We start from the raw sequence: 18,759 nt of genomic DNA, 5'->3' as shown, positions 1-18,759 counted from the left end.
CGGATCAGTCCGGGCGGCGTAGGAGGGAAACCGGTACCCGGTACCGCAAACCGCGGGCATTCAAAGTAACCGCAACCGTGCAGGTTTTTCGGTTCACCCGGACAACCTGGCCCCGTTTCTCGTGCCGGCCTTCGCCAAAACAGACCGCATCGCCGACCTGCCACTGCCGGAGCTCCCGGACTGGACTGGGGAATACAAACGGTGTGCTGGGCAATGTCACTCCCGCTTCTACGGCAGTCTCCTCAAGGTACTGCCGGGTGGCGACCGACGCACCACTGCTATACAACCCGTCCAGCGCTTCATAGAAATGCCGGTTATGCACCGAACCATAGTGCCGCTGGCCTGCACTGTATTGCAGCAAATGGGCAAACTCATGGCAGCAGGTGTGGGCCAGCAGGTTCAATACACTCACCTCACCCCCAAAATAACCCCGACTCCGGATTTCCCGAGTCGATAACCAGCCCTGGGCGGTTTCCGGCTGATGCTTGGCGGCAATCATCCGCGCGCCATAGGTGATCAGATGCTGCTTCTGGGTTGGATCGTAACGGTGATAGGTGGCCTGGCCGGACCCTACCCGCAATGCCAGCGCTACACCCCGGTTTTGCTCCCGAACCCGGGCTTCGGCGGGTGCCCATAGGATGTCGCGGGTGGCTTGGCACATGAGAGTGCCGATGGCTCGGGTGGTTGATGTTGGTACTGGCATACGCGTTGGATATCTGGATTGAAAAGCACAGAGTGGTAATGGTCGTGCAAGCGTAACCATGGGATTCACAAATTGCTATGGCCCGTGTTGGCAAAGTTGTTCAGAGTCTCTTTGACGTTTTGTACCGTGGTAGTATTCTCTTGCCGGGCGAGTAAAAAAGGAATAGTTTGTACTCATGGATGTGTTTGAATTTGACGGAACCAAAAGCCAGGCCAATCTGGACAAACACGGCATTGATTTCTTGGCTGCCCAGCAGTTGTGGGAAGACCCGTATTTGCTGGAAGTAAAGGCAAAGTGCGTGGATGAGCCTCGATATCTGCTGATTGGAAAGATTGGGGACAAGCACTGGTCGGCCGTTGCGACCCACCGGGAAGGACGTATTCGTCTGATTTCGGTCAGGCGTTCCCGCAAGAAAGAGGTTGAGCTTTATGAAAGCTAAAGATTTTGACAAGAAGTTTGATGAGAGCCAGAAAGATGTTGTTGGAGATCTTGATCTGTCTTCTGCAAGGCGGGTGAATCAGGAACAAAAGCGAATCAATGTTGATTTTCCGGCCTGGGTCGTGGAGTCTCTGGACCGTGAGGCTGCGCGTATTGGCGTTACCCGTCAATCCATCATCAAGGTCTGGCTGGTTGAACGTTTGCAGGCGGAGGCGGCCAACAAGCCGCTTAATCAGGACAATGCAGGCGGTACTCACTAACGGAGCGGTGTAACTCCGGGGAAGTCCACCACCCGGTCCATGGAGTCGGCAGGCCGATGGCTAGTTTTATTTCGGAAGACAATATCGAGCAGGCGCTATTGCAGCGCCTTCAGTACATTCATGGTTTCAAGGGATATCGGGTATCTCTGCGCCATAGGCAGTTGTTTCATCGCCTAAACAAACATAGACAGCATAGATCATTTGCGTGGTTTTCTGACAGATAAAAAAATAGAATTTCGATTACAAGTTTTTTCTATGCAAAGTTACAAGCCGGCTGCACTACTCCGAAATTCTTACGCCATTTATACGCAATGACGTTGAGCTTGCAGCTGGCCCCTGAAATGTAATAAGTGATTGAGCTTGGCTGTTCGGTACGATAAATACGGTTCTAAATTCTCCCTGAACTACTCCAAATACCCGAGCTTCGGGAATCTGCTCTATCCAAGCTGGTTTGTTTGAACCCTGACTTGCGCTCTCAAAGAGCGTCAGTGAAGTGTCGATTGCTGAACCTGAGCTTACTGAACTTGGGATGTCCTCTGATTGGACAAAACCTACGATTCGGTCGTTTCGTAGAAACACGAGCTCGCCATCTCTCACCTTTACAGAGGAGAACATCGTATCTGGTACTTCTATGGTTAATTCGCTGTATGGTTGAATCACCAATGAAGAGTGCGATGCACAGCCGGAGAGAAGAAGTACAAATGCTAAAGCTAGGCCCATCCGTGGCATGGTAGAAGGCTAATCTCAATGGCGTTTAGATAGAGGTTCTAAAATGGGGTAGAACCCCTCTTTTCCTGAACAAATATAACCGGCGTGGATCATTTGTGTGCCTTGCTGACAGACATGGAAGATAGAACATCGTCGAACACGTCTTCCTTAATACTTATGGTAATCCATGAAGTTGGATGTTTTGAGGTGGCGATAAATGCAGTGGTGTATCCATTGACGGTGACTGAGAAGCCGTAGGCGCTATCACCCAAGTCCAGCTGAACGATCTTGCCGGAGGATTTTTTCGCTTCATCAAATCCTTGCCTGACTTCGTCGACCGCTGTGTCAAAATTTGGGTTGGTTTCCATGGTCATCAACGAACCAATCATTGCCGAATCGAGCCAAATCTGAGTTTCAAATGGTTGCACATCGACTGTATCAAACTGACTGTTACTGAGTTCGAAAGTCAGGTCGTTGGAGGTGCGAAACTGAATGGGTGTCTGGCCCGTAGCAGCACAACCAGAGAGCATGCTGACTAACACAAACCCTATAGCGATAGTTCTTTTCATCAAACGGATCCCTGTTTAGTTCAAAGAGTCGAGAATAGCAGGTTTGAATTGAACAGCGCGAAAGCGCTTGCACATCATGTTAATGCGTACGTTGCCCAGTAGAAAGGGCTCCCCCGACTTTCTAATGACACGTAAAGCCCATTTTCTAAGCTTGTTTGCGGGCCAAAGGAGATCCTGAGGGTTTGGAACGGCATCAATCCATGTGCTGCAGTCTTCCATTTCCGCCAGTAATTCAACCACCCTTATGATTGTCTCATCCGTAATCGAAGATGATGTAAAAAGTCGGGCGTTAGCCTGTCCGTAAAATGCGCTGATGATTGCCTGAATGATATCGACATCATTCTGAGTAATAGTGTCGCTCATAATCTTCATTCCTTGAAGTCCAAAGCAAATGCCCCGACCATCTTACGATGGCCGGGGCAATATGACGCATGGGCGAAGCTAACTTACGCCTCGATCGGCGTACGCCAGTCGTCTGCACCGGAAGTACCGGCAACGGCATGCTCCCAGGTTACCTTGCGGTAGGACAGGGAAACGGTCACCAGCTGGGTGAAGTCAGCGTTGGCGGCGTCCTGGCAGTGGGGCATGTTGCAGTTGATGTCGATGATGGTGGCATCTTCCAGGATGGTGGAGAAGAAGTGCTCCTGTTTGCCTTCTACGGAAGTGCGGTACCACTTGAGCTCTACCTTCGGCAGCATTTCGCCGGAAGCCAGGGCGTTGTACATCAGCGGGGTGGCTTTGTTCAGGGCAGAAGTGAACTTGAACGGCTTGTGAACACGCTGGCCGGAAGGCTGACCAGACTGCGGGTCAGTAGGGACGGTGACAACGTGGCTGAATTCCTGAACCAGCACTTCGTCTTCGTGACCTTCAACGTAGATGTTACCTACGGAGTCGGAAGTGAATGCGCCAGCGGTGATGTTACCCTGAGTTTTACCTTCGATGCTGATATAACAAGGAGTTGGCATAGTCTGCTCCATGACGTTTAAGTGAATGTTTGTCCCCGGGCTGTTCCCTGGACGCGCTTACTGGTTACAAGCGCTGTGCCAACTCTAAAAAATATATTAAATACATATAGTTATGTAATATTCGGCGAAGCCGAAGTTGGTGGTGAGCAAACCCTTGCTTGGCCTCTGGGCGAGCTTTTGCTGGCCGGGCAAAAAGTTGCCCGATCAGGGGCGCCAGGCGAAGGACGCAAGTAAGGCGAGTAACAACAGCGCAGACATTCCCTGCCAGAAGGCCACCGGGTGGCGCTCCATCAAGGGTTTCTGGTGATGCTGCTGCCACTGCGGATTCGGTTGGCGCAGGTCGAACAGAAATTCCGACAGCGCCGGGTAGCGTTTGTGGGATTCCGGGTGCAACGCCCGGGCCAGGGCATGGTCAATCCAGCCGGGAAGGTCCTCCCGGTGCAAGCGAGCAGGATGGTAGCTGAGCTGGCGTAACTGGCGGTGATTGCGAATACCCGGCACGCGGGTGCCGTAGGGTAGCTGGCCGGTCAGCATCTGATAGGCGATCACTCCCAGTGAAAACTGGTCCGTCTGCCAGCCGGTGGTTTCGCCGAGAAAGGCTTCCGGAGCGCTGTAAAGCGCGGCGCCACGGGGCCAGGTGGGCTCATCGTGGTCATGGAGTTCCTGCAGGCCAGCGATGCGGGTGGCGCCGAAGTCGATGAGCACCACGGTGCCCTCGCCGTTGATCAGGATATTCTCCGGTTTCAGGTCCTGGTGTACCATTTCCAACCGGTGAAACGCCCGCAGCCCGCGGGCAATCTGCTCCACCAATTGACGCACGGTTTCCAGTGCCGGCGCCGGGTGGTCCAGAAGCCATTGCCGCAGGCTGATTCCCTGAACGTACTCGGTGGCCAGGTACAGGCAGCTGCGAGGGCGTTCCGGCGCAAACGCTTTCACTACGTGAGGGCTGTCGATGCGCTGGGCTACCCATTGCTCGGTGGCAAATTGCTCCAGCCCCGCCGGGTTTTCGCGCAGTTCCATGGCTGGGACTTTCAGGGCGACATGCTGATGGCTGGCTTCATCGATGGCCAGGTAGACCTGGCTGCGGCTGCTGGCGTGAATCGGCCGCACAATACGGTAGCCATCCAGTACCTGCCCCGATGCCAGTTCCCGGGCGAACGGCAACTGCTGAACATCCCGGGCGAATTCGGCGCTGCTCTTTCCGGCGGCAACGGAATCTACACGAACAAGCTGCACGCTCAGGTTATCGTTGCTGCCAGCGGCAAGGGCTCGCTCGACCAGCGTTCGGGCGGCGGAGTCCAGATCTTCACCGGCCGCCTGGATAATGCCGGCCATGTCACGCTCGGACAGATGTTCATAGACGCCGTCAGTCGCCAGCAAAAATGTATCACCGAGCCATACCGGCACCGCCAGGTAGTCGATGTCGACTTGCTGGCTCAGCCCCATGGCCCGGTTCAGGCAGCTGTCTTCCTGCGACAACCATACCCGGTGATCGGTGGTTAGCTGTTCCAGCGAGTTACCCTGCAGCCGATAGATGCGGGCATCGCCAATATGGAACACATGGGCCGTCGCCGATTTCAGCACCAGTACACTGAGAGTGCAGACGTAGCCCCTGTCCTGATCATAGCGGTAGCGGCTTTGTCGAGTTTGGGCGTGCAGCCAGGCGTTGGTGGCCCGAAGCACCCGTTGGGCCGACTGCTTTACGGACCAGCTGTCTGGTGTGGCGTAATAGTCGTTCAGAAAACCGGCGACGGCAGATTCGCTGGCAATCTGGCTGACGTTGCTGGAGCTGATGCCATCGGCAATTGCCACCGCGATACCCTTGGTGCCCAGCTGATGGTCGCCCGGGATCATCAGTCCATGAAAATCCTGGTTGACCGGCTTGGGCCCCGGGTCAGTGTGCTGGCCGGTGGAGACCGCGAGCTGTGAGGTCATACCGCATTGGAGTTAAAGCGTTCCGGCAGGGTGCGCTTGGGCGCCGTGCGCACATGAGTGGCATAGAGGGTCAGGCCGGTGAACGACAGGCCTCCGACCAGGTTGCCCAGTACGGTGGGAATTTCGTTCCAGACGAAGTAGTCCATGATGCCGAACTCGCCGCCCATCAGCAGGGCAAAGGGGAACAGGAACATGTTGACGATGGAATGCTCAAAGCCCATGTAGAAGAACAGCATGATCGGCATCCACATGGCCAGCACCTTGCCCTGTACCGTGGTTGAGATCATCGCTCCGACCACGCCCATAGATACCATCCAGTTGCAGAGTACGCCCCGCAGAAAAATGGTAAACCAGCCGGCCACGCCGTGTTCCGCGTAACCCAGAGTGCGCTCCTTGCCGATCGCGGCAATGCGGTCGCCGACCACGCCGGGTTCGGTATTAAAGCCGTAGGTGAAGACAAAGGCCATGATGACAGCGACGGTTAAAGCGCCGGCAAAGTTGCCAAGGAATACCCAGCCCCAGTTGCGAAGAATGCCGCGGGTATCTACCCCCGGGCGTTTGTCCAGCAGGGCCAGGGGGGTGAGCATGAACACCCCGGTGAGCAGGTCAAAGCCCATCAGGTAAAGCATGCAGAAGCCAACCGGGAACAGCATGGCGCCGATCAGTGGGCTGCCTGTCTGAACGGCAACGGTGACCGCGAATACCGCTGCCAGGGACAGAATGGCGCCAGCCATGAACGCTCGGATCAGTACATCCCGGGTAGCCATGTAGATTTTTGATTCACCGGTGTCCACCATTTTGGTGACAAATTCCGAAGGCATGATGTAAGACATAGGTTATCCCCTGGTTCCTTCTTTGCCCGCTTTTCCGTGGGCGAAAAAAAACGACGACGCCCATGGGCTGCCGTGAATGGCAGGCATGAGCAGACGCCGTCGTCTGAAAGATTGCTGTTTGGGCAGACAAATTCGATCTGCTGACCAGGACTCAGCAGGCACCGTGCCAGCTCTGGGTTTTTCGGGGAAAAGGCTTTTAATTCAGTAAGTAATAAAAGGGCAGCGGGCTGTGTGCCCGGGGCGGTGTTTGCTGGCCTGCACCGGCTCAGTGCGATCTGCGCTTCTGTGGTGCGGGTTCAGCGCAAGCTGAAGCGAACGGGCAGCGCGTAGGTAAACGTCTGGCCGCGCATGGAGTCCGGAACCTTGGGTAGGGGCGCTGCCTGGGCCAGCATCTGCATGGCTGAGTCATCAAGCAGTTGATGCCCGGAGCTGTCCCGCAGCGAATGGCTGACCAGCGTGCCGTCACGGGCAAATTCGAAGACGATCACCGGGGTACCTTCCTGCCCGAGGCGGCGGGCCCGCCGGGGGTATTCGTAATAACGGGCGAGGTGGCGGCTGAGCTTGCTCAGGTAGCTGTCGACCTCGCTGGAATTTCCTGCGTTCTGGAGGGGTATCGCATCCTGGCTGTTTTCGGCATCTGCTTCCTCCCCCGCTTCTTCTACAGCCGCTGAATCCGTGGGCGCTGGTGTGCTGGGCTCGCTGACTGGCTCAGGAACGGGCTCTGGCTTCGGAGCCGGTTCGGGCTCTGGTTCGGGCTCTGGTTCAGGTTCCGGTATCGGCTCTGGTTCCGGGGTGGGTTCAGGTTCGGTCACAGGTTCCTGTTCCGGCTCTGGCGATTGTCGGCCCGCAAGGCTGATCCGGATGGCCGGAGCGGTGTTGACAGCGCTGTCGCCCAGCACCGGAAGTTCCATGGGTTTGTCTGGTGCCATCAGCGCCAGTGTGGCTACCGTCGCCACAATGGCGGCGGTCAGAATCAGAGTTTTCGGGCCCCGGCCTGCGGCTGTCATGCCCCGGGCTCCGTCAGCAGTAGCACGTCGGTGTAACCGCCGGTTTCAAGAACACCCAACAGGTCTTCCAGGTCCGCCATGGTGAGGCTTTGGTCTGCGGCAATGCGCAAAGACGCGTGATCTTCAGGTTCGGGTAAACTTGCCAGCAGTCGGTCCCGGCTGACCGTTTCTCCACCCACTGTCCAGCTGCCATCGGCCTTGACCATCAGATCTGCCTCTGGAGCACGTTCTTCTTCCAGCTGGGAGCTTCCCGGCAGTTCCGGCAATGGGTCTTCAGTGAGCTGGCCAGCAACAACAAAGAACATCAACAACAGGAACACCAGATTGATCAGCGGCAACAACGCATCTTCAACACGTTCGAGCAGTCCTTTTCCGGAGGTGGCGGGGGGTGGAACCAGTTCGGTCATGACTCGGGTGTGCCGCTACGTTTCCAGTGGGGGGTGATGCCGGCGTTATCCAGCGCGCTCAGCGTGTGGGTAAAGCTGGCCAGGCTGGCCTCTGGAGCCGTCTCGAGGTTCGCTTCGGAAACGCCGGCGGCGGTCAGGGCCGGCATCAGCTCCTGCAGGCTGTAGCGGGTGTCCCGCCAAAGGATGCGGCCATCTGCCTCTACCCGGAGTTCCGGGTGGGGGTCGCCTGCGGTGGTGCTGCGCTGGCTGGTGTCGTTGCTTAGTTCCAGGTAATCCACAGGTAACAGCCGGGTGGTGAGCATGAAAAACACCAGCAGGATAAACACCACGTCAATCAGTGGTGTCATCCGGATCGGTATGGGCCTGCTTGGTCGGGGCTCAACCAGCTGCATGGGCAAAACGCGGGTTGTCTGCGTTGTCGTAGCTGTGGCTGGCTTGAGCGGTCTGCTCCGCAGCAACTGCGGATTGCTCGGTAACGGGCTGCGGCTCAGTGGCAGGCAGCACGTTGAACACGCTTACCAGGGTGCTGTTGATCACTTTGTGAATGCGTCGCAGGCGAAACTCCACCCAGGCCGCCAGTGCCGCAAATGGAATGGCAATGACCAGGCCTGCGGCAGTAGTGGTCAGCGCTTCGTAGATACCGCCACTGAGTTGGCTGGCATTGGCACGGCCATCGGTTGCGGCCATGGCGCTGAAGGCTTCCATCATGCCCATGACTGTACCCAGCAGGCCAAGCAATGGCGCCAGGGCTGCGATCACTTCAATGATCTTGAGCGGCGCTTCAAAGGGTTCCAGAGCGTGTTGGGCATCCCGCACGGCGGTCTCCCGAACTGCTGTGGTGTTTGCCGTGCCTTTGCAGGCCAACATGGTGTTAACCAACAAATGCATAAGTGGGTTACAACAACCCAAAAAGCCTGCCTGCTCTCGCACCTTTTCGGGCCGGGTATCTGCCGGGGAGGACTGCCACTGATGGATCAGGTGGTTCAGCCTGCGAGTGTATCGGGGAGCGTACAGGGCTCCAAACAGCATCAGATAAACGAAGGTGACGAAGCCGATAACGGCAATGGCGATGAGCACAATCATCACCGGTCCGCCCATGTCGATCAGCTGGGCAAGGGGGCCGTGCTGAGCCAGTGCGGCGGAGGCAGGGCTGATGGAATCCATACAGAATCGCTCGGAAAATTAAAGTTGATCTAAATAATAACGATTATCACCTGAATTACAAGCGGGGATCTGATAGGAAAAACCTGCCTTTGCTACACTTCAATAAAGCCCGGAGAATGCGAAGCGTCCGCTTTGGACGGTATGAGGTTAGTTATTTGATCAAGTTGTGGTTTTCGAGTCTGGCGAACCGGGCAGTTGCCCTGGTAGTGGCTTTTGTGTTGGTGACCGCGGTTGTGGTGGCCAGTGTTAGTTCTGCGCTGAGCCGGGCTGAACTGGAGCATCAGGCGCACCAGCAAGTGGAAGTGATTGTCGGAATGGTGGCAGGTGACCTCGACCAGAAACTTGCCCTGCGGCGTGATGTTCTCTCTCACGTTGCCACTGAAATCCTGGCCTCGGATGCCCTGCTACAGAATCGGGCGCGCGTGGTATTGCGCCAGCAGGCCTCGCTACTCCGGCTCTTTGATGCCCTGCTTATCATCGATGCCACTGGTGAGCTACTGGCCGCCAATCCCCGTGATGACCTGATCCCCGGCTTCAATGCCTCGGAACGGCCATACTTCAAAGCCGTTTCCAGCCAACTGGTACCCATCATCAGTGAGCCTTACTTGACTCACATTGATGGTGAGCCGGGTGTCATGATTGCTGCACCACTTTTTGATCACCGCAAACGATTTGCCGGCATGATTGGCGGGTTGATTCTGCTCAACGGTGACAATTTCATGCGGGATTTCTCCAGCATTCGGGTGGGGGATGCAGGCTATCTGCGCCTGATTACTCGCCGGGGTGTGGTACTGGCTGATGGCAGCGATGGTCGCGTAATGTCGCCAGTAGATGCCCGGCAGAGCTCTGTTGCACGTGCCATGGAGGGCTTTGAAGGTTCACTTCGCGATGCGTCTGCCGGGGAGAGCCCAACCATCAATGCCTATCGCCAAATGGTTCAGGTCCCCTGGTTTGTGGCGGCGGTTTGGCCCGAAGCGGATGCCTTCGCCTCGGTCAACCGAATGCGCGATTCGTTCAGTTGGACACTGCTATTGGTGCTGGTCTTACTGGTACCCCTGGCATTCTGGTTCTTCCACCGTTTGTTGCGGCCACTGCGCGATCTGAGCGTTCAGATCTATCAGCGCCATACCGGCGAACGCCAGATGCCGGTCTCGGAAATTGGGGGTCGGGAAATCCGGAATGTAGCCCGGGTTTTCAACATGGTCCGCCATGAGCGCGATGAGATTCTGCGATCATTGGCGGAACGAGAGGCGTTCTTCCGTTCTCTGACCCAGGATGCCCCCATTGGCATTGTCCACTCCAATATTCTCGGTCGGATTGAGTTCGTTAACCCGGCGCTGTTGAATATTCTCGGTGAGACGGCTGAGCAACTTGCACAACAGTACCTGATCTCGAGAGTGGCCGGTGAGGATCGCGTTACGGCTATGGTGGGTTGGCGCCGGGCTTTGACCCGACGAAGGTTTTATCGCGGACGCCTGCGATTGCTGACCACCCGTTCACCGGGGTATGTCTGGGTCGATACCATGACGTCGGTCGTTGATTTGCCGGACCAGGCTCTCGGTACCATTACGATTGTACGGGATGTCACTCAAGAAATGCGTTTCGAGAAGGCACTCCGGGAAGAGCAACAGAGGGCCGACTCGATACTGGATGTGTTGCAGGAAGGCGTTCTGATGGTTGATAAGGCGGGCCTTGTCCGTTACGCCAACGACGCGGCCGGCGAGTTTCTTGCGTTGGGCGATGATTGCATTGGCAAGAACTTCTTCGAGACGGTGACCTTTCGTTATGACAACCACAAGATGGAGCCGGAGGAATTTCAGGAAGGCGAGGAAATCGATAACCGGTACGTTACTCTGGAAAACTCGCAGAGCCAGGTCTACGACATTGATCTCACCATGTTGCACTTGCGCAGGGGTGAGCATGAGGAGCGCCTGGTATTTGTGCTGAGGGACGACAGCGAGCGGCGTCGGGAAGAAGAACGACTCTCCTGGGAGGCTACCCACGATGCGCTGACCCAACTGGTGAATCGCCGGGCTTTCACTGCCGCGCTGCTGAAAGCGCTGGCTGAGGCGCCACATCAGGCAACGCCCGCTGTTTTGATGATGATCGATCTTGATCATTTCAAACCGGTCAATGACCAGGGCGGCCACCTGGTGGGCGACGACCTGTTGAAACGCCTGGCGGATCTGTTCCAGAGCGCGGTTCGCCAATCGGATACCGTCGCACGATTGGGTGGTGATGAATTTGCGGTTCTGTTGCCCGGATGTGGTCTGGACCGGGCCGAAGCCCTGGCAGAAAACCTGCGCAGCCGGGTCGAGGCACTGAAAGTCCAGCACGATGGCCGTTCTTTCGGTGTCACTGTAAGCATTGGGCTCACACCGGTGTCTGCTGGCGACAGCGGCCCGAGGGAGGTCATGGCACGGGCGGATGAAGGGTGCTATATCGCCAAATCTCGGGGGCGCAATGCGGTGGTCTCAGTGCCCGCCCCGCCTGACGACACGGGACTTTAGGCCAACCAGCCGGCGGACTCCGCCGCTTGCCACAGCAGGCGCAGCGCCAGCAGTGTCAGTACCAGGTTGAAGGCGAGGCTGAACCACCGGTTGGTCATGGATTTCAAAACGTGCAGCCCCAGCCAGGTGCCGGTGAAGCCGCAGGCAATCATGGCGAGAATGAACAGCAGCCAGTCCGAGAACACGAATCCGGCAACCCCGAAGACCAGCGCTTTGGGCGCATGTTGCAAGGTCATGGCAGCGGCGAAGGTGGCCACGGTTTTAAAGCGATCCCGGTGAATCTGCTTGATAAAGGCGGCGACCAGGGGGCCCGTGGCGCCCACGAACAGGCTGACAAAACTGGTGACGGCGGAAGCTAAAAAAATGCCAACGGGCCCGAACGACGCTTTTGGCAGTTTCGGCCCCCAACACAGATACAGCACGAACAGAGCGATGGATAGCTGCCAGAGGTGCGCGGGTAAATCAACCAACAGCCAGGCGCCAAGCGCCGCCCCTGCGATTACGCCGGGCGTGAAGGCAGCAATAACCTTCCAGTCGATGTGGTGCCGGGTCAGCACTGCCCGGCCGGTATTGGAGCCAAGCTGAATCATGCCATGCACCGGAATAATCGCCGCCGGTGGCATCCAGGATGCCATCAACACCAGCAGCAGAACGCCACCACCGGCACCGAGCACAGCGGTCAGCATTGAGGTTATCGCCGAGGCTAATAGCAGAAAAAGAGCGACGCCCGGGCTAATGGCCTCTGGAAACAGGGTCAGGTCCATGGAACTCACTTTGGGATTGGCGTAAGCTCCTGAGTTTCCGGTTTATGCCCCGAAAGTCCAGTGGGGGCGGGTAAATAACAACAAACAGGGTGGCCCATGAACCAGTCCGAATATCTGAGATACGACGCAACAGCGCTGGCTGATCTGATCCGTCGGGGTGATGTGACGCCCCGAGAAGTAACCGATGCGGCGGTGGAGCGAGCCAATCATGTCAATGGGGCCTTGAACGCCATTTGCCACCCCCAGTACTCGGATGCCATGGGGCAGTCGCCGGTGTCTGATGGGCCGTTTTCTGGTGTACCCCTGCTGCTGAAAGACCTGGCCCAGGAACAGGCCGGGCAACCTTGCACCTACGGCAGCCGGGCCATGCGAAAGAATATTCCGAGCCGGGACTCACAGTTCGTACAACGTGCCCGTAAGGCCGGCTTGGTGTTTATCGGTCGCACGGCAACGCCGGAGTTCGGCCTCAAGGCCGTCACCGAGTCTGCTCTTTGGGGCCCGAGCCGCAACCCCTGGAACACGGAACTGACGCCCGGGGGCTCCAGTGGTGGCTCCGGTGCCGCGGTAGCCGCCGGTGTTGTTCCCATGGCCGGAGCCAACGATGGCGGTGGGTCCATCCGCATTCCGGCAGCTTACAACGGGCTGTTTGGACTAAAGCCATCCCGCGGCCGGATCTCTGTAGGGCCCCACGCCGGAGAGGCCTGGACCGGCGCTTCGACCGACCACGTGGTGTCCCGCACGGTGAGAGACAGCGCCAGCATGCTGGATGTGTTGGCCGGTGCAGCCAGTGGCGACCCCTTCCGCATTCCGGAACCGGAGGGTTCCTGGCTGGACCTGATGCAGCAATCGCCGGGGCGGCTGAGGATTGGTGTGTTTACCTCGTCGCCTTACGACACCGAGGTAGCGCCGGAGTGTGTGGCCGCCGTCGAAGAAACCGCCCGTATGCTGGAAGGCCTTGGGCATCATGTCGAGTATGCCCGGCCGGAATTTGACGGCATGGCCTTGGCACGGTGCTACCTGGCCCTTTACTTCGGTGAAGTGTCCTCAATGATGGACAGGGCCCGGGAGCAGTTCGGTGCCGAGGACAAGGATTTTGAGCTGGAGACCCGGTTACTGGGTATGTTGGGGGGTACAATGCCGTTGCCGGATTATGTTCGTCGTCGCCAGCAGTGGAACGATTTCTCCCGTGCCTTGGGCGCATTCTTCGAGCGTTTTGACCTGTACCTGTCCCCGACCACCGGCCAGTTGCCGGCCAGGATCGGTGAAATGGATACGCCGGCCCACCTCAAACTGATCGCCAGGCTGATGCTAACCCTGAAAGCGGGCAAACTGGTCCATCGTAGCGGCCAGGTGGACCAGATGGCGCTGGAAAGCCTGGCCCGAACGCCCTTTACCCAGCTTGCGAACCTGACCGGCACGCCGGCGATGTCGGTACCCATGCACTGGACCCGCGATGGTTTGCCGGTAGGCGTCCAGTTCGGCGCCGCCCATGGCCGCGAGGATCGACTGTTGCAGCTGGCCGCCCAGCTTGAGGAAGCAAACCCCTGGTTCGCCAATTACGAACGCCTGGAAAACGCATTCTGACGCGGTGACACAAACTCCCGTGCGAGGTTGTGATCCGCGCCGGCAAACTCCACGTTTATCTTTACTGGTGGAACAGGCTATGCTGTAACACAGGGATCTGATTCCCTGACTACCCTGATGGCATCGAGGAGGCGAGCATCTTATGAACCAATCGATGGCAATCGACGATCTGGTATCCGTAGCACAGGCCGAAGCCATGGGGGAACTGGACGCCCCGATGATGGCCATAGTTCTGTCCAGTGAGCAGAGCTACGACCTGCCCATCAACTCTCTGGAAACCGATGCCGACAAGGCCCGCTGGGGTCTGATTCTGCGGGCGGCCCGCGAACATGTGGAAGCCGACGCCGTAGCGGTACTCTACCCGGCCTGGACCACCATCCGTCGAAAACCGACCGATGCCGAAACATCCCAGGCCCAGGCAGAGGATGAAGACAGTGCCGATGATGATAACGGTCCCATCGACACCCTGTTTGTTCAGCTGCACACCCGAGACAGAATCTATTGGCGGGGCTTTGAACAAATCCGCGATCCCAAACATCAGCGCATTATCGGCTTTCGCCGGATCAAAGCGCTGTCCACCGACTACGACAGAGACAGCGCGCCAAGTGTGGCTGCCTGGTTGAGCACCCTGTTCGAACCTTTGCCAGACGAAGGCGAGGAAACCGATATCGACCGCGAGCTGGCGGATTTGCTGGAAGAACCCGAGGTCAGCGCGGCGCTCTACCCGCGGCAGATGCGGGCGTTGCACTGATCCCGTGATAAAGGCCGGCCGGGCGCCACGGCCCCGGCCGGATAGGTTCTATATTTCGGCGATCCGTTCCACCACCCAATACAGGCTCAGGGCGCCGACTGCCACGAGCATGGCTGGCACGGCGGCCCGTTCGTAGAAACGCGAGCGGGCGGCGAGGTACAGCAATGGGAAAACCACCAGCACCAGCGCAACCTGCCCCAGTTCCACGCCAAGATTGAACCCGGCCAGCGCCACCGCCATTTGAGAGACGCCGGTGGTCAGATCGCCCAGCACACTGGCAAAACCAAACCCGTGAATAAGACCGAAGCCGAAGGCCAGCTTCCAGGTTTTCCGGCCCAGTATCGGCCAGATGACGTTCAGGGCGGCCAGCGCAACGGACAACGCAATAATGGTCTCTACCCAGGCAATGGGCGGGCGCACCACACCGAGTGCTGAAAGTCCAAGGGTAATGGAATGGGCCACAGTAAAAGCGGTGACGATGCCGACCAGTTCAAGCAGCCTCGGTCTCAGACCGGCGTGAACCGAAGTATGTCGGGTCCCAGTAGTTTCCCGTCGTCGAATCGTGGCTGGCAGCATCAACACCAGCAGGAAGAGAATGTGATCAAGCCCTATCAGCAAGTGAACGACGCCTTCATAGAGAAACGTGCCGAATAAGCGACCACTACCGAAGCTGGTTGCTGCTAAGGCCAGCGTCGGGTCATCGGGGCCAATAACGGCAAGCGTCTGCTGGCCTTCGTAGGTCAGGCTGACAAGCCCTCTGTGCAGGGGGTCGCGATCAAACAGCAGTGTATAGGTAATGGATTCCGCCACTTGTCCGTTGGGGCACGAGACCTGATACAAAGCCGCCGCGTAAGGGCCATCGCTGTGGGTGGATAGCCCCCACTGCTCACCCTGCAGGGCGCAGCTGCCGCTGTGATTGGCCAGTAGCAGACCCTCCTCCAGGTAACGGGTAATCTCTCCTCGGGCTGCTCTCAGCTCGGCACCACTGACCCTCCGGTCGGCATTGCGGTCGAGGGGCACCTCCAGGGCAAGGTCCCTGAGGGCGAGGTCCACCCGGACGGTCGACTGGTCAAGGTCAAGGTAGATAAAGGCATCGCTGGCCTTGTGGGCCCAGGCCGGCGATGAGCTTGCTGCCAGCATCGCAACGAACAGTAACCCAGGAAGAAGGAATCGGTTCATGAGTCGGTCTCCGGGAAGCGGCTGTCGGTTTGCCGGTGTTGGTTCAGCCAGTTGCGAACCGTATTGGCGGGTTCGTCTTCGCCGGCCGCAACGCTGGCGCGTAATACCAGCCTGGTGTCTTCCGGCTCCCGTTGATCTTGCCAGTTGGCCAAGGCATGGCTAAGCGCTTGCTGTGGTTGGCCTTCCACATCCAGTTGGAACCGTGCGAGATCTCGTTCATGCAGAAGGCTCCCCCGCCAGCGAGCTTCGGAAAACCGCTCTTTCAGGCGAGTGATCATGGCGTTGGCTTGGTGATGATTGGTTTGCAGCATGGCAATCGCCTGGATAACTGCCAGGGAGTCCACGTGCTCATAGCCTTCTGTCAAAGGCAGGGCGTTCTCTGGTTGGTTGTTGTCCAGAAACCAGTCGGCCAGCCGGGCGCGGGTGTACAGATCGTCTGGCTGCTGGCTGAGAATGAACCGCCAGTGGTCGCGGGCACGGGCATCGCCGAGCTGGGCTGCGAGGTCGGCAAGCGTCCCCTCCGCCCAGAGTCTTGCCGAGCTGTTGTGCCGCTGTTCTGCGCGGGTACGATCAAGAAGCTGTTGATATGCCGCTTGTGGTTGCCCGGTTCGGCCCTGAACTTGTGCCTGACAACTGTGGGCAACCAGCCCCGGCGAGGATTCAATCAAAGCCTGACATTGTACGGCCGCCTGTTCATAGCGGCCCTGCACCAACTCTAGGTTTGCCAGCGTCAGTTGGGCCTGTCGCTTCTGAGTTGGGTCATTGGCGGTGTTAATGACGGTTTGCAGGTCGGCCCGTGCATCGTCAAATTGATGCAGGCTTTGCCGAACCGTGGCTCGAAGAACTCTCAGTCGGTCGGTCAGTCGGTCCTCGGGCCATTGGCCGAGCAAGCCGCTGGCATAACCCAGGTATCTTGGATCGCCATCCCGTCTGGCCTGGAGGATCTGCTGCTGTATGGTGTCTGCCAGTTCCGCTGCGTTGTCGGGCAGCGGGGCTCGGGTCAGCGCTGGTTGTGGCAATGTGACGAGAATGTCGGCGTCATTAAAGTCGGTTCTGATGTCGGCAGGTGCTGCCCAGGCGGCGGAGCCAAAGACGGCCATCCCTGTCAGGATGACCGAAAAGGCTCCGCCCTTCAGGGCAGGAGCAAGAGCTACCAGCGCGCCTTTCCCGGCACGCTGGTAGCGGAGCAAGCCGCGATCAGAACAGGTTGTCAAACGCCTGTTCGTTGTCTTGATCATTGAAGCTGAACTCCAGGTTATTGATATTGACCGGTTCTCGATCATCCGCGGTGCGCTGTATCTCGTTCTGGACAAATGTGGTGAAGTCCACCGAGATTTTCAGGCCCTGGCCCCGGTTATTGGAGCTGTCTGAACAGCCAGCAAGTGCCAGAGCAAACACCAACAACGCCGCGATCTTGAGCATGGGTTTCATGGAAACCTCCTTTTGTCGCTTCAGTTACGCTGTGGATTCGGGGAGCCAGAGAACGGATGGCCCAGGTACGGGAAGCCGCTCAGCAGAAGATCCCGATCAACCACTGCTCCGTCGGTGTATTCGATCTGACCAGCAGGTGCCGATTCCTCATCGAGCAGGACGCCCATCACCACGCGCAAGGCAATGTCCACCACATCATCCACAGGCCGGCGGCCATTCGGGAAGCCGGTAACGTCTCCGGCGATGACGCCCAGATCATCCTGCATGGTGACGTCGCTGCTGGCGGCCTCAATGCTGGTGTTCAGCCGAAGCATTTCACCCAGGGTTGGCGTGCCGCCGGGGCGTGTCAGGTCTGGTACACCATTGAGGAAGGCCCAAACCAGATCGGTGCGTGGATAGGCGTCGGGCGCCTGCACACCGAACAGGCTCTCGATCAGCACTGGTAAGGTGGGAGTCAGTACATAGGGTGCGAAGTTAGACGCATCGTCTTTCGGCTCGCTGGCATTGAAGAGATCCTTATCCCGAAGGCCAATCACGACTTCATTGACCAGCGGGGAACCGAGGCGCGACACCTGGGTGAATGCGCCACCTTCAACGGTCGCACCCTTGCCTGCATCACCTTCTTCGAAGGCCACAGGTCGCGGATTGATCACTCGTGCCTGGCGAACGCTGGCTGTAGTCCAGGCACCGATGACCGGATCATTGGCCGAGGCAACACACTCGATCGGCACCTCAAGAGCAAGCGACGTCACGTTCTTGCCTTCCAGAATATTCAGACCAAGATCCCGGCCGTTGGCGCCGGTGACATCTGCGGCAGACAGGTTGATCAGATCGAAGACTTCGCCGAGGTTGACGGCAAAGGCTTCGGCCCGCTGGCCGGCAAACACCCGTCCGGTACCGCAGCCCGGGATATTGGCGGTGTATACGTGGCTCTGGGCATAGGCAGGATAGTCTGCAATGGTTTTACTGCCGATGTTATCCAGTGGCTTGCTGAAGGTAGGGCTGCCGCCATCACCGGTGACGGGCTGCGAAACGCCAGTGCGTCGATCACCTCGAATGACATCCACGGTGTAGGTCTGCCGAACCTGAATAGCGCCGTTCATGGCGTCATCCATGGCGCCGGGACCAACCGGTGCGCCAGTTTTCAGAGGGATGGAGACCATTTCTCCGTTCACATCGATTTTCAGATCCTGCTTCACATCCTGGAATGAGAAACGGAAGGTGATGTCTTCCTGCGCGTTCCCGGTGTTGTCGATGTGAATCTCGTAGATGGCGTCTTCATCAAGATCGAAGTAGTTGGGCCCGCCATACGCATCCTGCAGCGGCAGATAGTTCGCGATCAGGGTCACAAAGCCCTCCCGGCCGGCTTCATAACTGCGGAACATATAGAAATCGGTTCCATCCACTTTCGGCATTTCGGTAATAAATGGGGCTTCTCTGTGGCTGGACGCGTGTCCGGATCCGGCGGCCAGGCACAAGCCGGCAACCGCAACTGCGAGGCCGGATCGTTTTATTAATGTGTTCATTCCGTGCTTCCTCATCGATGGTTGG

20 protein-coding genes are annotated in these 18,759 nt (G+C 57.9%); 5 read left to right on the top strand and 15 right to left on the bottom strand.

What is annotated here, in order from left to right; translation table 11 throughout:
- Nucleotides 1-4 precede the first annotated feature (4 nt).
- A complete protein-coding gene (locus J122_RS04120) occupies nt 5-703 on the bottom strand; it encodes a hypothetical protein (RefSeq protein ID WP_227510090.1) in 699 nt (232 codons plus the stop codon).
- A 175-nt stretch (nt 704-878) separates the two neighbouring features.
- Between J122_RS04120 and J122_RS04115 the strand changes: the two genes are divergently transcribed.
- Together J122_RS04115 and brnA are read left to right on the top strand one after the other, a co-directional pair.
- A complete protein-coding gene (locus J122_RS04115) occupies nt 879-1,142 on the top strand; it encodes a BrnT family toxin (protein WP_061331258.1) in 264 nt (87 codons plus the stop codon).
- On the top strand, nt 1,132-1,401 hold the full coding sequence (gene brnA, locus J122_RS04110; protein WP_061331257.1) for a type II toxin-antitoxin system BrnA family antitoxin: 270 nt from the start codon (nt 1,132-1,134) through the stop codon (nt 1,399-1,401). The genes J122_RS04115 and brnA overlap by 11 nt, the downstream gene beginning before the upstream one ends.
- Nucleotides 1,402-2,219: 818 nt before the next feature.
- On the opposite strand, the gene J122_RS04105 is transcribed toward brnA, so the two are convergent.
- The 9 genes from J122_RS04105 to J122_RS24925 form a co-directional block, all read right to left on the bottom strand.
- The gene (locus J122_RS04105; protein ID WP_061331256.1) at nt 2,220-2,678 is read right to left on the bottom strand and encodes a hypothetical protein; all 459 of its coding nucleotides are present in this window, start codon (nt 2,676-2,678) and stop codon (nt 2,220-2,222) included.
- A 15-nt stretch (nt 2,679-2,693) separates the two neighbouring features.
- Nucleotides 2,694-3,041 (bottom strand): hypothetical protein, encoded by a 348-nt coding sequence (locus tag J122_RS04100; RefSeq protein WP_061331255.1) that lies wholly within the window; start codon nt 3,039-3,041, stop codon nt 2,694-2,696.
- Between the two features lie 83 nt (nt 3,042-3,124).
- Nucleotides 3,125-3,643: an Hcp family type VI secretion system effector gene (locus J122_RS04095; protein ID WP_058092827.1), complete on the bottom strand. Its 519-nt coding sequence runs from the start codon at nt 3,641-3,643 to the stop codon at nt 3,125-3,127.
- A 204-nt stretch (nt 3,644-3,847) separates the two neighbouring features.
- Nucleotides 3,848-5,578, bottom strand: coding sequence for a bifunctional protein-serine/threonine kinase/phosphatase (locus tag J122_RS04090; RefSeq protein ID WP_061331254.1), 1,731 nt, complete (start codon nt 5,576-5,578; stop codon nt 3,848-3,850).
- Nucleotides 5,575-6,411: a formate/nitrite transporter family protein gene (locus tag J122_RS04085; protein ID WP_061331253.1), complete on the bottom strand. Its 837-nt coding sequence runs from the start codon at nt 6,409-6,411 to the stop codon at nt 5,575-5,577. Before J122_RS04085 ends, J122_RS04090 begins: the two co-directional genes overlap by 4 nt.
- A 296-nt stretch (nt 6,412-6,707) precedes the next feature.
- A complete protein-coding gene (locus J122_RS04080; RefSeq protein ID WP_061331252.1) occupies nt 6,708-7,418 on the bottom strand; it encodes an energy transducer TonB in 711 nt (236 codons plus the stop codon).
- A complete protein-coding gene (locus J122_RS04075) occupies nt 7,415-7,825 on the bottom strand; it encodes an ExbD/TolR family protein (RefSeq protein WP_061331251.1) in 411 nt (136 codons plus the stop codon). The genes J122_RS04080 and J122_RS04075 overlap by 4 nt, the downstream gene beginning before the upstream one ends.
- Nucleotides 7,822-8,172, bottom strand: coding sequence for an ExbD/TolR family protein (locus J122_RS04070; RefSeq protein ID WP_227510089.1), 351 nt, complete (start codon nt 8,170-8,172; stop codon nt 7,822-7,824). The genes J122_RS04075 and J122_RS04070 overlap by 4 nt, the downstream gene beginning before the upstream one ends.
- A gap of 31 nt (nt 8,173-8,203) precedes the next feature.
- Nucleotides 8,204-8,989 carry a MotA/TolQ/ExbB proton channel family protein gene (locus tag J122_RS24925; protein WP_061331249.1) on the bottom strand — a complete coding sequence of 262 codons (786 nt, stop codon included), beginning with the start codon at nt 8,987-8,989 and terminating at the stop codon, nt 8,204-8,206.
- A gap of 155 nt (nt 8,990-9,144) precedes the next feature.
- On the opposite strand from J122_RS24925, the gene J122_RS04060 reads away from it, so the two are divergent.
- The gene (locus J122_RS04060) at nt 9,145-11,499 is read left to right on the top strand and encodes a diguanylate cyclase domain-containing protein (protein WP_227510088.1); all 2,355 of its coding nucleotides are present in this window, start codon (nt 9,145-9,147) and stop codon (nt 11,497-11,499) included.
- Here J122_RS04060 and J122_RS04055 read toward each other — a convergent pair.
- Nucleotides 11,496-12,263, bottom strand: coding sequence for a sulfite exporter TauE/SafE family protein (locus J122_RS04055; RefSeq protein ID WP_061331247.1), 768 nt, complete (start codon nt 12,261-12,263; stop codon nt 11,496-11,498). The two genes, J122_RS04060 and J122_RS04055, sit on opposite strands and share 4 nt — an antisense overlap.
- Nucleotides 12,264-12,359: 96 nt before the next feature.
- On the opposite strand from J122_RS04055, the gene J122_RS04050 reads away from it, so the two are divergent.
- Entirely contained in the window at nt 12,360-13,847 is a 1,488-nt protein-coding gene (locus J122_RS04050; RefSeq protein ID WP_061331246.1) for an amidase, read from the top strand.
- A gap of 142 nt (nt 13,848-13,989) precedes the next feature.
- The gene (locus J122_RS04045) at nt 13,990-14,598 is read left to right on the top strand and encodes a hypothetical protein (RefSeq protein ID WP_058092818.1); all 609 of its coding nucleotides are present in this window, start codon (nt 13,990-13,992) and stop codon (nt 14,596-14,598) included.
- A 48-nt stretch (nt 14,599-14,646) separates the two neighbouring features.
- Here the strand turns inward: J122_RS04045 and J122_RS04040 are convergent, their stop codons facing one another.
- Genes J122_RS04040 through J122_RS04025 form a run of 4 tightly spaced genes read right to left on the bottom strand, consistent with a single transcriptional unit; the run spans nt 14,647 to nt 18,734 of the window.
- On the bottom strand, nt 14,647-15,777 hold the full coding sequence (locus tag J122_RS04040; RefSeq protein WP_082780512.1) for a HupE/UreJ family protein: 1,131 nt from the start codon (nt 15,775-15,777) through the stop codon (nt 14,647-14,649).
- Nucleotides 15,774-17,015 (bottom strand): tetratricopeptide repeat protein, encoded by a 1,242-nt coding sequence (locus tag J122_RS04035; RefSeq protein WP_227510087.1) that lies wholly within the window; start codon nt 17,013-17,015, stop codon nt 15,774-15,776. The genes J122_RS04040 and J122_RS04035 overlap by 4 nt, the downstream gene beginning before the upstream one ends.
- Nucleotides 16,975-17,208 (bottom strand): hypothetical protein, encoded by a 234-nt coding sequence (locus J122_RS04030; protein ID WP_061331245.1) that lies wholly within the window; start codon nt 17,206-17,208, stop codon nt 16,975-16,977. Before J122_RS04030 ends, J122_RS04035 begins: the two co-directional genes overlap by 41 nt.
- A 20-nt stretch (nt 17,209-17,228) precedes the next feature.
- The gene (locus tag J122_RS04025) at nt 17,229-18,734 is read right to left on the bottom strand and encodes a DUF4331 domain-containing protein (protein WP_061331244.1); all 1,506 of its coding nucleotides are present in this window, start codon (nt 18,732-18,734) and stop codon (nt 17,229-17,231) included.
- Nucleotides 18,735-18,759: the final 25 nt, after the last annotated feature.

This window comes from Marinobacter excellens LAMA 842 (assembly GCF_001574445.1).
GTDB lineage: Bacteria > Pseudomonadota > Gammaproteobacteria > Pseudomonadales > Oleiphilaceae > Marinobacter > Marinobacter shengliensis.
Note: the sequence above shows the minus strand (reverse complement) of the source record. Positions and strands in the feature narration are given on the sequence as shown.